This is a genomic window from Neisseria weaveri (genome assembly GCF_900638685.1).
GTDB lineage: Bacteria > Pseudomonadota > Gammaproteobacteria > Burkholderiales > Neisseriaceae > Neisseria > Neisseria weaveri.
In genome coordinates this window covers 743,815-757,468 of record NZ_LR134533.1, presented here as the reverse complement: position 1 = coordinate 757,468, position 13,654 = coordinate 743,815, and the positions used below count along the sequence as shown (strand labels likewise).

Below are 13,654 nucleotides of genomic sequence, written 5' to 3'. Positions count from 1 at the left end.
ATGAATTTAGTGATTGCGTTTACGCCTCTGCATCTGTTGATTGCCCGGCAGATTATGAATAAAAAACCGGATGAAACATTTCATTTGGTAATGGCAAGCCATGTGGAGACGGAGAAAATCTGTTTTTATTACGAGAAGTTTGTCGGCGATTACCAATACGGCAGCAAATGGATTTTATCCGGTTGGCAGAACGAGCAGGCAGCGGTTAGGGCGTGTTTGAAAGCACTTCCCCGTTCAAACTATCAAACGGTTCTCATCGGTGCGATACATGAGCCGTTCGGGCAGGAGCTGATTAGGAAGCTGCATTTCGATGTGTTGGAAACATTTGATGACGGTACGGCCAATTTATGTCCCGGCAGTTTTCTGTATAAAGCTCCGCGCCGCAGAAAATGGCAGCGGTTTTGTCATTGGCTAAAAGGTAAACACAATGTTGAAACCCTGCGCAAACTTTCTTCAAAACATTACACGCTGTATCCGGGTTTGGGCAATATTGCCGAGCCTTTGGAAGCGTTAACACTATGGAAGAGGCCGTCTGAAAAAAATAAGTCGGTTAAAGAAACGCGCAAACTGTTTGTCAGCCAACCGGGCATATTGAGTACCGAATCCCCGCTTGCCTATCATGAAATGTTGCAGCAACTGTTTGCACAATACGGAATGACGGCTTGCGTTCCCCATCCGAGAGAACAGCAGCAGATGCCGTCTGAAATTCCGTGCATCCATACGCCGCTGCTGATAGAAGATTATATTATCGGTCAAATCGAACAGCATCCCGATGTCGGATTTGAACTTTATACCTTTTTCAGTTCTTCAGCCCTGCATTTGCAGCATATCCCGAATGTCGGCGTTACTTGCTTTAGGTTGGAAAACCGCTACTATGCTTTGCCGGAGCGGACGGTTGACGAGGTGTATCAGGCTCTGGAGAAGTCGGGAATTCGACAGATAGCTTTGCGTTTTGACGGCGAAAACATTACAGCCGCTTGAGTGGGCGGTTATCCTTTTGCCGGGTTATCGGCTATAATCGTGCCATTAACCATAGAATGAACAATAAGGACATAACTATGCCCCGTTTCTATCCGCATCCCATCATTGCGCGCGAAGGCTGGCCGTTTATTACCGGCGGCCTGATTCTGAGTATTTTGGTTACGGCGTGTGCCGGCTGGTGGTCGCTGCCTTTTTGGGTGTTTACGGTGTTTGCACTGCAGTTTTTCCGCGATCCTTCGCGTCCCATTCCGCAAGATGCCGATGCCGTTTTGTGTCCGGCAGACGGACGTATCGTGGTGGTTGAGCGTGCACGCGACCCGTACCGCAATGTCGATGCTTTGAAAATCAGCGTATTTATGAACGTGTTTAACGTCCACTCGCAACGTTCTCCGATTGACGGTACGGTAACCCGTGTCGAATACAATGCCGGTAAATTTGTGAATGCCGCTTTGGATAAGGCCAGCACAGAAAACGAGCGCAATGCGGTGTTGGCAACCACGCGCAGCGGCAGGGAAGTTACGTTTGTCCAAGTGGCCGGTTTGGTGGCACGCCGCATTCTGTGCTACACCAAAGCGGGCGAATCGTTGGCGCGCGGCGAGCGTTACGGCTTTATCCGCTTCGGTTCGCGCGTAGACGTTTATCTGCCGTTGGACGCGCAGGCAAATGTAGCGATTGGCGATAAAGTTTCTGCCAGCAGCACGATTTTGGCACGCTTGCCTTTAACTGCTCCGGAACAGTCACCGCTAGAGAGCCAGGTTGAAACCGTTGTTCGGCCGTCGGCCGCAGCCGTACCGGCAGCCGAAGCGGTTGAAAGTGTGAATGCGGTTGCAGAAACGGGTGTCGAAGTGGCACAGGAACAGATTGAAGCTTCTGCCGACAAAGTCCGTGCGGCAGTGGAAAAAGAGTTCGGCAAGCAATAATTTTCCGAGCGTTAAAAAGGTTTTCAGACGGCCTGAAAACCTTTTTTGTTTATATGGCCGATAAATCCTGTTTTTCAGGTTTTGTGTTTGGGCAGTGAAATAAAGTGTGTCGGGCGGCTTTGTGTTTGGATAAGGCCGTCTGAAAGTTTGAAAAGGCCGTCTGAAAAATAGGAGAAGGTTTTATGGCGGGTCCGGCATTGTTTCAAGTGGATAAGTCGTTGGAAAAGCCCGAGCGGGTTATGCTGGTCGGCGTGATGTTGAGTGCCGATTTTTCGGGTGCGAACGAAACGCGGGAGCGTTCTTTTCAGACGGCCTTAGATGAAGCGGCGGATTTGGTTCGTGCTTCCGGCGGCGATTTGGTGCATATTGAAACGGCCAAGCGCGATAAGCCGCATACTGCGCTGTTTGTCGGTACGGGTAAGGCCGAGGAGTTGGCCGATGCGGTGGCTCGGCATGAAATCGAATTGGTGGTGTTTAACCATGAATTGACCCCGACCCAAGAGCGCAATTTGGAGAAAACGCTGCAATGCCGGGTGTTGGACCGCGTCGGTTTGATTCTGGCGATTTTTGCCCGTCGGGCGCAGTCGCAGGAAGGCAAGCTGCAGGTCGAATTGGCGCAGTTGACGCATTTGAGCGGGCGTCTAGTGCGCGGTTACGGCCATCTGAAAAGCCAGAAGGGCGGTATCGGTTTAAAAGGTCCGGGCGAAACCCAGTTGGAAACCGACCGCCGCTTGATCGGTCAAAAAATTACCGCATTGAAAAAACAGCTGCAAAACGTGCAGAAGCAGCGTGCAACCCGACGGAAATCGCGCTTGTCGGGAGCATTGCCGACTTTTGCTCTGGTCGGCTACACCAATGCGGGCAAATCAAGCCTGTTTAACCGTTTGACCAAAGCGGATGTGTTGGCCAAAGACCAGCTTTTCGCCACTTTGGACACGACGGCGCGGCGGCTGTATCTTTCTCCCGAAGCCAGCGTGATTCTGACCGATACGGTCGGCTTTGTCCGCGATTTGCCGCATAAATTGGTTTCCGCTTTTTCGGCCACTTTGGAAGAAACGGCTTTGGCCGATGTTTTGCTGCATGTGGTCGATGCGTCCAATGCTGATTTTGAACGGCAGATGGACGATGTAAATTTGGTGTTGAAAGAAATCGGTGCAGACAAAGTGCCGCAGCTGGTGGTGTACAACAAAATCGATTTGCCGTCTGATTTGCCGCGGGCACCGGGCATTCTGCGTGATGCGGAAGGGGTTGCCGCCGCAGTCAATATTTCGGTAACGGAAGGGCTGGGTTTGGCGCAGCTTCGGGAAGCAGTGATTGAACGGGCGGTTGCCGTTAAGCTGCAGAATCAGTCAAAGTAAGAAATAAAGGGTCGGAGGCCGTCTGAAATTTCAGACGGCCTTTTTACGTGTATGTGTTTGGCTTAGTGTGTTTTATTATTGATACGGTTATAGACCGCAGGATGACGGTATTTTTTCAGCCTGCTGTAAACAGTCCAGAAAATCAGCCCTAAGTAGCCGATGGTGGATAAAAAGCCGATAACGGCGAAGATGGGTACGAAACGGTTAAGCATTCCGGCCTCCGCAAGAGTTTGTAGTGAATAAAAAAGTTTTTCCGTTGTTTGGTGAATCGTTTTTTTATGTATTTTTTGTTAGGTTTTTTTACTTTTCAGTACAATATAAAAATAATATATGTTACTGTCAATACAAGTATACTTAATTGGTGTATGATGATTTGCGCTGCCGGCTGAAAACGGTATGGAAAGCTCGGCATTTTCAGGTGGCATAAAATTTATCCGGTATGTTGTTTTTTTGTTTGTAAATATTGCCGGCCGGACGGATTTTATTTTTATCTGAGCTATCTTACTAACCTGTATCGGTGTTGTTTTAAGCGGTTTAGTACGAAAGGAGCTGTGATGAAACTGACTGGTTGGGTGTGTTTGGCTTTGCTCGGGTTGACGGCTTGTGCGGTCACGCCGGAGCAAAAAATGGCCAGAGAGGCTTTGGCGTTGCGTCAGCAGCAGGATTTGCAGGTGGCGTTGGCGGCACAGTGCGACACGGAAACGGCACGGCTGTTGCGTGATCATTTTGACGGCAATACGGGTGCGACGGAAAAAGAGCGGCAGGCATTCCGCTTGAAATATGTCGATAAAACATCGGATTCGATGTTCCAGGCTTGCTACCGTATGGCTTGGCAGAATTATATTTCCCAGCAGCAGCTGGAACAGGCTTACCGTTGGCGGTATTGGGACGATGGTTATCATCCGTGGTTTTACCGTCCCTGGTATCGTTGGTAGGTATCGGTAATATTTTCAGACGGCCTTTATATCGGAATAAAGGCCGTCTGAAATTTGTGTATCAGGTGGACGGCTCAATGGTTCGTATGAAGCTGTTTGCCGTCGATGGAAGCGGATGGTTATGAAAAATCGTTTTTACCGTTGGGTTTCGGTGTGTTTGCTGATGTGTTTCTGTTTACCGGTTTGGGCACAAGATCTGCCTGAAGCGGAAACATTTTTATGGAAAGTCAGCGGTAAAAACATTCCGGGTGCGTATTTGTTGGGTACGGTTCATTTCGGAAAAGAAAACGGAACCCTGCCGCAACATTATGCCCGGGCTTTGGCGCAAAGCCGGATGTTGGTGGTGGAATCGGATGCCGATGATATTGATGAACTGCCGCCGTTGAAGCGTTTGATTTTGTTTAATTTGATGGGCAGCAAGCAGACTTTGGCCGAATCTTTGGGCAGTGACAGGATAGCCGCGCTTCAGGCGGCGTTGGCAAAAGGCAATACCACTTTTGAGATCGACGGCAACGATTATATGAAGCCGTGGGTAACGTGGATTTCACTGTATACGGCGGTTGTGCCTAAGGGTTATTCGTTGGATACGGGTATTGACGCCCTGTTGATCGGCGAGGCGAAAAAAGCGGATAAGCCGGTGGTGGCTTTGGAAACGGTGGAACCGATGGCGGATATGGCCAAAATTCCTGCAGAGGTCATTCAGCGCGGTGTGGACAGCTTTATCCGCCATCATGAAGATGTGTGGCGCGAAGAAATCCTGCTGATAGACGATTACCATACGCAGCAGGTCGGCAAGATTTGGCGCGATATTCAAGATTCTGAAAAGCAGATGCGTTTCGTCGATAAACAGGATCATGCGTTTTGGACGCATTATTTTTATGAAATTCTGCTGAAAAAGCGCAACCGTTTGTGGATGGGGCATTTGAACAGGCTGTTGCCGAAAGAAGAAGTTTTGATTGCGGTCGGTGCGGCGCATTTGTTCGGCAAAGACGGCTTAATCAGCTATCTGCGTCAGGCAGGATATGCCGTAGAGCCTGTGGGCGCGGAAACGGTTTTTCAGGTTGCAGAGGTTGTAAATCCGCAATAAAAAGCGGATAATTTCAATGTTTTAAACCTAATGTAATTTCAGACGGCCTGTTGTTCATCAGGCCGTCTGAAATGTTTTATCCGATAAAGAAACTTATGAAATCACCCGAACTTCTTCTTCCTGCCGGCGGCTTGGAGCGTATGCGCGCCGCTTATGACTACGGTGCCGATGCCGTTTATGCCGGCAGTCCGCGCTATTCGCTGCGCGCCCGTAACAACGAATTTGCCAAATTGCCGGTGTTGGAACAAGGTATTCAGGAAGCGCATGCACGCGGTAAAAAATTCTTTCTGACCGTAAATACCTTACCGCACAATTCCAAGCTGAAAACCTTTGTGGCCGATATGGAGCCGCTGATTGCGATGAATCCGGACGCCCTGATTATGGCCGATCCGGGTTTGATTATGACGGTTCGCGAAAAATGGCCGAATATGCCGATTCACCTTTCCGTGCAGGCCAACACCACCAATTATTGGGGGGTGAAATTCTGGCAGAAAATGGGGGTGGAGCGCATTATCCTGTCGCGCGAACTGTCGATGGAAGAAATTGCGGAAATCCGCCAAGAATGCCCGGATATCGAACTGGAAGTGTTTGTTCACGGTGCATTGTGTATTGCCTACTCGGGCCGTTGTTTGCTGTCGGGCTATTTCAACCATCGCGACCCCAATCAGGGAACCTGTACCAATTCATGCCGCTGGGATTATAAAGTGCATGATGCGGAAACCGATGAAATGGGCGATGCAAAATTATTGCAGGGCTTTAATTTCAACCGCGCCCAAGAAGAAGCGGACTCTGCATTTGAAGGCATCAACGGTCAAGTCCGCCATCCCGAAGCCAACAAAGTGTTCCTGATTGAAGAAGCCAACCGCCCGGGCGAGCTGATGCCGATTATGGAAGACGAGCACGGCACTTATATCATGAACTCGAAAGATTTGCGTGCAATCGAGCAGGTGGCGAAGCTGGCGGAAATCGGCGTGGACAGTTTGAAAGTCGAAGGTCGTACCAAGTCGATTTATTACGTTGCCCGCGTGGCGCAGTCTTACCGTAAAGCGATTGACGATGCGGTGGCAGGCCGTCCGTTTGATTACGGTTTGCTGGCAGAATTGGAAGGTTTGGCAAACCGCGGTTATACTTCAGGCTTTTTGGAGCGCCATCAAACCCAAGAATATCAAAATTATTTGAACGGCCATTCTTTGGCGAAGCAGAGCCAATATGTCGGCCAGGCAGTCGATATCGATGAAAACGGTTGGGCGACCATCGAGGTGAAAAACCGTTTTGCCGTCGGCGATACTTTGGAAATCATCCATCCGAGCGGCAACCAAACCATCGTATTGGAAGCCATCGAGCGGAAAGGCGAAGCGGTGGATGTGGCACCGGGCAACGGCATTCAAGTCAAAATCCCGAATATGCAGGGTAAAGAAAAAGCTTTGGTTGCGCGGATTATGAATCCTTAACGGATTAAGCGTATGAGGCCGTCTGAAAATTTTCAGACGGCCTTTTGTATTGCCGGAACATTATTTGGAGCAAGGATTCATCGATTAAGCTGTTAATAGGGTTTATTTAAATGATATTGCCGATAAAAACCTAAAGGCCGTCTGAAGATTTTCAGACGGCCTCTTACTATTGCCGGAACATCATCGGGGTAATGATTAACCGATTAAGCCGTTGATGTATTTGATTAAGGTCATGCCGCTCAATACCGCCATGGAAATTACCACGATAATGCCGCAAACCGTCATCCAAGCCGGGTGCTTGTAGTCGCCGACGATTTTGGTTTTATAGGCAGCCAGCAGAATCAAGCCCAGTGAAACCGGCAGAATCAGGCCGTTGAGCGTGCCTACGAATACCAATACCTGCGCCGGACGGCCGATGGTGGCCAAGACTGCAGTGGAAACGATGATGAAGCCGATAATCCAACGGTTGCGGTTTTGTTCGATGGAGGCGTGGAAACTGGAAATAAACGATACGGAAGTATAGGCTGCACCGATAACCGAAGTGATGGAGGCGGCCCAAATTACCACACCGAAAATAACCAGACCGAAGTTTCCGGCGATGTATTCGAACGGTGTGGAAGCCGGATTTTTCGGGTCGAGCGTTATGCCTTGCGATACCACGCCCAATACGGCCAAAAACAGGATAACGCGCATGATGGATGCAATCAGAATGGCCGAAACCGAGCTTTTGTTTACTTCGGGCAAAGATTCTCGGCCTTTGATACCTGCGTCCAGCAGACGGTGTGCACCGGCAAAGGTAATGTAGCCGCCGACCGTTCCGCCGACCAGTGTAACGATGGCGATTACGTCGAGTTTTTCGGGAATAAATGTACGTACGGCAGCTTCGCCCAAGGGCGGAGAGGCTTTCCATGCGACAAAAACCGTCAGCGCAATCATGATGAAGCCGAGAATTTGCGCCAGCCTGTCCATGGCGCGTCCGGCTTCTTTAAACAGGAAAATACCGATGGCAATCAAGCCGCTGAGAATGGCGCCCATTTCGGGAGAAATGCCGATCAGCAGGTTCAAGCCCAAACCGGCACCGCCGACGTTGCCGATATTGAATGCCAGACCGCCCATCACGATTAAGGCGGCCAAAAAATAACCCGCCCCGGGCAAAACCTGATTGGCAATGTCTTGCGCCCGTTTTTCGGCTACGGTGATGATGCGCCAGATGTTCAGCTGTGCGCCGATGTCCAACAAAATGGAAATCAGGATCACGAAGCCGAAGCTGGCCATCAGGCTTTGGGTAAAAGTGGCCGTTTGGGTCAGGAATCCCGGCCCGATGGCGGAAGTGGCCATCAGGAACGCCGCACCTGCCAAAGCACTTTTACGGTTGTTTAAAGACATTGTTTTCTCCTTATTTCGATTTTTGCTTGTCGGATTTTTTCAGACGGCCTGAATATCAATCCCGTTTTCTTTCAATGCTTTTCGGATATGGTCGGCAAACGCCAGAGCGTGTCCTCCGTCGCCGTGCAGGCAGATACTGTCTGCACGCACCGGTACGCTCGAGCCGTCAACAGCCGTTACGCAGTGGTCGCGTATCATTTGCAGTACTTGTGCGGCGGCTTCGTCGTCGCTGTCGATTTGCGCATCGGGGCGGCTGCGCGGTACTAACGAGCCGTCGGGCATATAGCGGCGGTCCGCGAATACTTCCGAAATGACGCTCAGTCCGGCGGCTTTTCCGGCTTCCAGCAGCAGGCTGCCGGACAATGCCATCAGTTTTAAGTCGGGATCAAAACGGCGGACGGTATCGGCAATCACGTCGGCCAGCCTGCGGTCTTTGGCAGCACGGTTGTACAGTGCGCCATGCGGTTTGACATAGCTGAGGGGCAAATCGTTCGCATCGCACAATGCTTTTAATGCCCCCAGTTGGTACAGCAGCCAGGCACGCAATTCGTTTTCGGGAAGCTGCATATCGGTTCGGCCGAAATTTTCGCGGTCGGGATAGCCGGGATGGGCGCCGATACGGATGCCGTTTTGTTTGGCACACAATAAAGCTTTCTGCATATCGGCCGCACTGCCGGCATGCAGGGCGCAGGCGATATTGGCGGAAGAAATCCGCTGCATCAGCAGTTCGTCGTTGCCGCAGCCTTCGGCCAAATCGGCATTTAAATCAACGTGCATGTTCGACTATCCTTTTAATCTGGTTGAGGTAAATACGGTTTTTTTGTTGCAGTTGCGCCGCTTCATGGTGGCTGACCATGCGGAAATGGATTTTGCTGCCGAATCGGTTTTGTGCCAATCTGCCTAAGTCTGCAGCGGCAATGCTGGCAATTTTAGGATAACCGCCGGTCGTTTGCGCATCGGCCATCAAAATAATGGGTTTGCCGTTGGGCGGCACTTGGACGGTTCCGGCCTGCACTGCATGCGACAACATTTCCAAAGGCTGGGACAATTCCAAGCCGTCGCCATCGAAGCGGTAGCCCATGCGGTTGCTGTCGCTTTGCAATGTCCATAGGTTCTGCCAAAAACGGTAATGGCTGCGCAGGGTAAAATGCCCGTATTCCGAAGACGGCAGGGCATGTATGGTTTTGGTGAACGCGATGGGCGCAATACCTAACGGTTTGCATGAAAAGTCGGCAGGGCGGATGGGGAGTTCGTCACCGCTTTGCAGCAGTCTGCCGTTAAAGCCGCCGAAGCCTGCTTTCAAATCCGTGCTGCGCGAGCCCAAAACTTCAGGTACTTCAACGCCGCCTGCCACGCACAGATAACCGTACATACCTTGTATGGCACGGGTCAGTGTCAGAGTTTGTCCGCGTTTGACGGGGTAGCGCCAATAAGAATGGATGGCTTGTCCGTCCAATTCCGCCTCATAGAGCGCACCGGTCAGGCAGAAAACCGTGTCGCAACCGAATTCGATACGCATACCGCCCAAAGCAATTTCAACGGCCGGTGCATTTTCGTCGTTGCCCAATAGCGTATTACCGGCCTGCAGCGCCAGAATATCCATAGCACCGGCATGGCCTATGCCGTAGCGGCGCAGCCCGTAGCGGCCGTTATCCTGAATGTGCGCGTGGGCTTGAATGGAGCGTATATACATCATGCTTCAATCCTTTCCGCTACAAAACGCACGGTATCGCCTGCCGCCAACAGGGTAGGCGGATAAAGGTCGGCACGGAATAAAGCGGTTTCGGTGCGACCGATAATCTGCCAACCGCCCGGCGAAGCGAAAGGATAAATGCCGGTTTGGACGCCGCCGATACCCACCGAACCGGCAGGCAGCGAAGTACGCGGATTGTCGCGGCGCGGCGTATGGAGATGTTCGGGCAGTCCGCCCAAATACGGGAATCCGGGCTGAAAACCCATCATGAATACGGTGTAAAGCGGTTCGGTATGACGCTTTACGATTTCGCGGATTCCGGTTGAATGGTAAGCCGCAACTTCGGCTAAATCCGGGCCGTATTCTCCGCCGTAATACACGGGGATATCGATATGTTTGCCTTTATGGTTGCCTGCTTGGGTTTGCTGCCACAGCTTCGGCAGGCCGTCTGAAAAACGGCGGATATCCGTACCGCCTTGTATGAATACGGTCAGATTATTCATGCCGACCACGACTTCGGCGGTTTCGGCCAGCTGCCCGATACGGTCGGCAAACACCCATAAGCGTTGCTGTTTGTCTAAAGCCGCAGGCGGAGGGAGCGTGCAGCAGATGGCGGATTCGCTGATGAGTGAAATATTTATCATAATTGCATAATTCTAAATCAAAATTGATTATATAAGTAATTTTTATTTAATAAATAATAATTTTTCATTATAAGTACATTTTCTTTGCGCATAAGCTGTTGAAGCCGGTTTATTTTGCTGGCAAACAGCCGATTATTTCCATTTCCGGCAGGCCGGTGCAGCGATATAAAAAGGTGTTTCATATCGGTAATTTATTTTAAAATACCGCCTTAATGAATTTTTATGCCCTGACAGGGAACAGCCGTGCCGATTGAAATGTTCGGTTAGTTTGCGTTAGACGGCTTTAACAGACGATAGTTTAGAAGTGATTAGAGAAAATCAAATGAATTTATACCAAACCGTCGCCGCAGAAGCGGCGAAAGCTTTTGAAGCTGCCGGTATCGGCGGCGCGCCGGTGGTGTTGCAGCCTGCCAAAAATGCCGATTTCGGCGATTTTCAGATCAACGGCGTGATGGGAACCGCCAAACAGGCCAAGCAAAATCCGCGCGAGTTGGCGCAAACCGTCGCCGCTGCCTTATCCGGCAGCAGCGTGATTGAAAGCGCCGAAGTAGCCGGCCCCGGTTTTATCAATTTGCGTTTGCATGCGGATTTCTTGGCTGAAAATATTCAGACGGCCTTAAATGACAGCCGTTTCGGTGTGAAAGAAACGGCACAGAGCCAAACTGTGGTGATTGACTATTCTTCTCCCAATCTGGCCAAAGAAATGCACGTCGGCCATTTGCGCTCCAGCATTATCGGTGACAGCATCGCCCGCGTGCTGGCTTATATGGGACACCGCGTGGTGGCGCAAAACCATGTGGGCGACTGGGGCACGCAGTTCGGTATGCTGGTGGCGTATATGGTGGAGCAGCAAAAAGCCGACGCCGAATTCAAGCTGGCGGATTTGGAACAGTTTTACCGCAATGCCAAAGTACGCTTTGACGAAGACGAAGCCTTTGCCGATACGTCGCGCGAGTATGTGGTGAAGTTGCAGGGCGGTGATGAAGCCGTTTTGGCTTTGTGGAAACAGTTTGTAGAAATTTCTTTGAGCCACGCGCAAAATGTTTACGATACTTTGGGCTTGAAGCTGACTCCGGAAGATGTGGCAGGCGAATCGATGTATAACGACGATTTGCAGCCGGTGATTGATGAGTTGTCTGAAAAAGGCTTGGCGGTTGAGGACGACGGCGCCAAAGTGGTGTTTTTGGATGAGTTCAAAAATAAAGAAGGCGAGCCTGCGGCGTTTATCGTGCAGAAAAAAGGCGGCGGTTTCCTTTATTCTTCCACCGACTTGGCTTGTGTGCGTTATCGTGTAGGCCGTCTGAATGCCGACCGTCTGCTGTATGTGGTTGACGCGCGCCAAGCCTTGCATTTCCAGCAGATGTTTACGGTTGCGCGTAAGGCGGGCTGGTTGCCGGAACAGGTGGCTGCCGAGCATATTGCGTTCGGTACGATGATGGGCAAAGACGGCAAGCCGTTTAAAACCCGTTCGGGCGATACGGTGAAATTGGTCGAGTTGTTGGACGAGGCACAAGAACGCGCCACCGCTTTGGTTAAAGCGAAAAATCCGGATTTGAGCGGAGAAGAAGCGGCAAACATCGGTAAAACCGTCGGTATCGGTGCGGTGAAATATGCGGATTTGAGTAAAAACCGCACCAGCGATTATGTGTTTGACTGGGATTCGATGTTGAGTTTCGAAGGCAATACCGCGCCTTATCTGCAATATGCTTATACGCGCGTGCAAAGCGTGTTCAAGAAAGCGGGCGAATGGAATGCCGACGCGCCGCTGCAGCTGAACGAGCCTTTGGAAAAGCAGCTTGCCGTTGAGTTGCTGAAATTCGAAGACGTGCTGCAAAGCGTGGCGGAAACGTCTTATCCGCATTATCTGGCGGCGTATCTCTACCAAGTGGCAACCCTGTTCAGCCGCTTCTATGAAGCCTGCCCGATTTTGAAAGCGGAAGGCAGTGTGCGCAATACGCGCTTGCAGTTGGCCAAACTGACCGGCGGTATTTTGAAGCAGGGCTTGGAATTGCTCGGTATCGAGACTTTGGAAGTGATGTAATTTTTGACAACAACAGGCCGTCTGAAATTTTAAATATTTTTTCAGACGGCCTTTTATTGTATGAGGCCGTCTGAAAATGATGAACCGTTATGTCGGAATGTTGCTGCTGTTTGCGGCGGTGCTGGTGTGGTCGGGCATTCAGCCTAAAGATTATGCTGTCTGGGCATTGGAAGTGTCGCCTGCGGTTATCGGTGCGGTGCTGCTGTCGGCGACATACCGGCGTTTCCGTTTCAGCGATTTTGCCTATGTTGTGATGTGGGTGCATGCCGTGGTTTTGCTGGTCGGCGGTCATTACACTTATGCGGAAGTGCCGCTGTTTGACTGGCTGCGCGAGCCGATGGGCTGGAGCCGGAACAATTACGATAAGGTAGGGCATTTTATGCAGGGTTTTTCGCCGGCGGTGATTGCGGCGGAGATTTTGTGGAAGCGGCAGGTGGTGCGCAGCCGCGGTTGGCTGGCGTTTTTGACGGTGTGCGTGTGCATGGCGGTCAGCGCGGTGTATGAATTGATTGAGTGGCTGGTGGCGGTGTTGAGCAAGCAGGCGGCCGATGCGTTTTTGGGAACGCAGGGTTATGTTTGGGATACGCAGTCGGATATGTTGTGGTGTTTGATCGGTTCGCTCTGTATGGTTTTGCTTTTGCGTCTGGCCAACCGGCCGACGGCGGAGTAGGGCGTGGAATTGTGGTGGCAATACGGTGCGTTGGCCGCTTCGGCGTTTACATCGGCCACGGTGCTGCCCGGAACATCCGAAGCGGCGTTTTTGGCGTTTCTGCACGCCTATCCGCAACATTGGTTGGCGGCTTTGCTGGTTGCCGGATTATTCAACGGATTGGGCAGTATGGTGTCGTATGCGATGGGATATTGGCTGCCGGTTAAAAAAAGGCCGTCTGAAAAAATCATGGCTTATTTGCAGAAATGGGGCGTGTGGACTTTGTTGTTGGCGTGGGTGCCGGTGGTCGGCGACGGTTTGCCTTTGGCTGCCGGCTGGCTGCGTCTGAATCCGTGGTTGAGCAGTGTGGTTTTGGTAGCAGGCAAGTTTTTGCGCTACGGTTTTTTGTTGGGTGCGGCCCGGGCGTTGTTTTGAATTGCGTTTGTATATGGGGATATCAACGGATTGGGTTGAAAACAAGCAAGAGGCCGTCTGAAAATTTCAGACGG

Annotated in this window: 15 protein-coding genes; 10 read left to right on the top strand and 5 right to left on the bottom strand. The window is 51.1% G+C overall.

The genetic code is table 11. The annotated features are described in order from the left end of the window. The 3 genes from EL309_RS03770 to hflX all read left to right on the top strand — a co-directional run bounded on the left by EL309_RS03770 (nucleotide 1) and on the right by hflX (nucleotide 3,259). On the top strand, nucleotides 1-981 hold the full coding sequence (locus tag EL309_RS03770) for a glycosyltransferase family 52 (RefSeq protein ID WP_004282670.1): 981 nt from the start codon (nucleotides 1-3) through the stop codon (nucleotides 979-981). 77 nt (nucleotides 982-1,058) lie between these two features. Next, nucleotides 1,059-1,901, top strand: a complete 843-nt coding sequence (locus EL309_RS03765; protein WP_004282671.1) for a phosphatidylserine decarboxylase — start codon at nucleotides 1,059-1,061, stop codon at nucleotides 1,899-1,901. Nucleotides 1,902-2,083: 182 nt separating this feature from the next. Beyond that, the gene (gene hflX, locus EL309_RS03760; RefSeq protein ID WP_004282672.1) at nucleotides 2,084-3,259 is read left to right on the top strand and encodes a GTPase HflX; all 1,176 of its coding nucleotides are present in this window, start codon (nucleotides 2,084-2,086) and stop codon (nucleotides 3,257-3,259) included. A 62-nt stretch (nucleotides 3,260-3,321) separates the two neighbouring features. Here the strand turns inward: hflX and EL309_RS10670 are convergent, their stop codons facing one another. Then, complete coding sequence (locus EL309_RS10670; protein ID WP_004282673.1) at nucleotides 3,322-3,471, bottom strand: hypothetical protein; 150 nt, start codon at nucleotides 3,469-3,471, stop codon at nucleotides 3,322-3,324. 342 nt (nucleotides 3,472-3,813) lie between these two features. Here EL309_RS10670 and EL309_RS03755 point away from each other — a divergent pair, with 342 nt between their 5' ends. The 4 genes from EL309_RS03755 (at nucleotide 3,814) to trhP (ending at nucleotide 6,732) form a co-directional block, all read left to right on the top strand. Next, nucleotides 3,814-4,194 (top strand): hypothetical protein, encoded by a 381-nt coding sequence (locus EL309_RS03755; protein ID WP_004282675.1) that lies wholly within the window; start codon nucleotides 3,814-3,816, stop codon nucleotides 4,192-4,194. After that, nucleotides 4,164-4,319, top strand: a complete 156-nt coding sequence (locus tag EL309_RS10665; protein WP_004282676.1) for a hypothetical protein — start codon at nucleotides 4,164-4,166, stop codon at nucleotides 4,317-4,319. The genes EL309_RS03755 and EL309_RS10665 overlap by 31 nt, the downstream gene beginning before the upstream one ends. Continuing rightward, nucleotides 4,316-5,281: a TraB/GumN family protein gene (locus EL309_RS03750; protein WP_004282677.1), complete on the top strand. Its 966-nt coding sequence runs from the start codon at nucleotides 4,316-4,318 to the stop codon at nucleotides 5,279-5,281. The genes EL309_RS10665 and EL309_RS03750 overlap by 4 nt, the downstream gene beginning before the upstream one ends. A 95-nt stretch (nucleotides 5,282-5,376) precedes the next feature. After that, a complete protein-coding gene (gene trhP / locus EL309_RS03745) occupies nucleotides 5,377-6,732 on the top strand; it encodes a prephenate-dependent tRNA uridine(34) hydroxylase TrhP (RefSeq protein ID WP_004282678.1) in 1,356 nt (451 codons plus the stop codon). Between the two features lie 195 nt (nucleotides 6,733-6,927). Here trhP and EL309_RS03740 read toward each other — a convergent pair whose 3' ends face one another. From EL309_RS03740 to pxpB, 4 genes are read right to left on the bottom strand one after another with little or no spacing between them, the layout of a single operon-like run. After that, nucleotides 6,928-8,118 carry an NRAMP family divalent metal transporter gene (locus EL309_RS03740; protein WP_004282679.1) on the bottom strand — a complete coding sequence of 397 codons (1,191 nt, stop codon included), beginning with the start codon at nucleotides 8,116-8,118 and terminating at the stop codon, nucleotides 6,928-6,930. A gap of 39 nt (nucleotides 8,119-8,157) precedes the next feature. Next, on the bottom strand, nucleotides 8,158-8,895 hold the full coding sequence (gene pxpA, locus EL309_RS03735) for a 5-oxoprolinase subunit PxpA (protein WP_004282680.1): 738 nt from the start codon (nucleotides 8,893-8,895) through the stop codon (nucleotides 8,158-8,160). Further along, nucleotides 8,885-9,814, bottom strand: a complete 930-nt coding sequence (locus EL309_RS03730; RefSeq protein WP_004282681.1) for a 5-oxoprolinase subunit C family protein — start codon at nucleotides 9,812-9,814, stop codon at nucleotides 8,885-8,887. Before EL309_RS03730 ends, pxpA begins: the two co-directional genes overlap by 11 nt. After that, nucleotides 9,811-10,455 (bottom strand): 5-oxoprolinase subunit PxpB, encoded by a 645-nt coding sequence (pxpB, locus tag EL309_RS03725; RefSeq protein WP_004282682.1) that lies wholly within the window; start codon nucleotides 10,453-10,455, stop codon nucleotides 9,811-9,813. The genes EL309_RS03730 and pxpB overlap by 4 nt, the downstream gene beginning before the upstream one ends. A gap of 322 nt (nucleotides 10,456-10,777) precedes the next feature. Here pxpB and argS point away from each other — a divergent pair, with 322 nt between their 5' ends. From argS to EL309_RS03710, 3 genes are all read left to right on the top strand, one after another. Next, nucleotides 10,778-12,496: an arginine--tRNA ligase gene (gene argS / locus EL309_RS03720; protein WP_004282684.1), complete on the top strand. Its 1,719-nt coding sequence runs from the start codon at nucleotides 10,778-10,780 to the stop codon at nucleotides 12,494-12,496. 76 nt (nucleotides 12,497-12,572) lie between these two features. Beyond that, nucleotides 12,573-13,166, top strand: coding sequence for a DUF2238 domain-containing protein (locus tag EL309_RS03715; protein WP_004282685.1), 594 nt, complete (start codon nucleotides 12,573-12,575; stop codon nucleotides 13,164-13,166). Nucleotides 13,167-13,169: 3 nt separating this feature from the next. Beyond that, nucleotides 13,170-13,580, top strand: coding sequence for a YqaA family protein (locus EL309_RS03710; RefSeq protein ID WP_004282686.1), 411 nt, complete (start codon nucleotides 13,170-13,172; stop codon nucleotides 13,578-13,580). Nucleotides 13,581-13,654 lie beyond the last annotated feature (74 nt).

What these genes read in the sequence shown, in the direction of transcription:
- EL309_RS03770 (WP_004282670.1), top strand. Translation starts at nt 1, where the DNA reads ATGAATTTAGTGATTGCGTTTACGCCTCTGCATCTGTTGATTGCCCGG.
- EL309_RS03765 (WP_004282671.1), top strand. Translation starts at nt 1,059, where the DNA reads ATGCCCCGTTTCTATCCGCATCCCATCATTGCGCGCGAAGGCTGGCCG.
- hflX (WP_004282672.1), top strand. Translation starts at nt 2,084, where the DNA reads ATGGCGGGTCCGGCATTGTTTCAAGTGGATAAGTCGTTGGAAAAGCCC.
- EL309_RS10670 (WP_004282673.1), bottom strand. Translation starts at nt 3,471, where the DNA reads ATGCTTAACCGTTTCGTACCCATCTTCGCCGTTATCGGCTTTTTATCC.
- EL309_RS03755 (WP_004282675.1), top strand. Translation starts at nt 3,814, where the DNA reads ATGAAACTGACTGGTTGGGTGTGTTTGGCTTTGCTCGGGTTGACGGCT.
- EL309_RS03750 (WP_004282677.1), top strand. Translation starts at nt 4,316, where the DNA reads ATGAAAAATCGTTTTTACCGTTGGGTTTCGGTGTGTTTGCTGATGTGT.
- trhP (WP_004282678.1), top strand. Translation starts at nt 5,377, where the DNA reads ATGAAATCACCCGAACTTCTTCTTCCTGCCGGCGGCTTGGAGCGTATG.
- EL309_RS03740 (WP_004282679.1), bottom strand. Translation starts at nt 8,118, where the DNA reads ATGTCTTTAAACAACCGTAAAAGTGCTTTGGCAGGTGCGGCGTTCCTG.
- pxpA (WP_004282680.1), bottom strand. Translation starts at nt 8,895, where the DNA reads ATGCACGTTGATTTAAATGCCGATTTGGCCGAAGGCTGCGGCAACGAC.
- EL309_RS03730 (WP_004282681.1), bottom strand. Translation starts at nt 9,814, where the DNA reads ATGATGTATATACGCTCCATTCAAGCCCACGCGCACATTCAGGATAAC.
- pxpB (WP_004282682.1), bottom strand. Translation starts at nt 10,455, where the DNA reads ATGATAAATATTTCACTCATCAGCGAATCCGCCATCTGCTGCACGCTC.
- argS (WP_004282684.1), top strand. Translation starts at nt 10,778, where the DNA reads ATGAATTTATACCAAACCGTCGCCGCAGAAGCGGCGAAAGCTTTTGAA.
- EL309_RS03715 (WP_004282685.1), top strand. Translation starts at nt 12,573, where the DNA reads ATGATGAACCGTTATGTCGGAATGTTGCTGCTGTTTGCGGCGGTGCTG.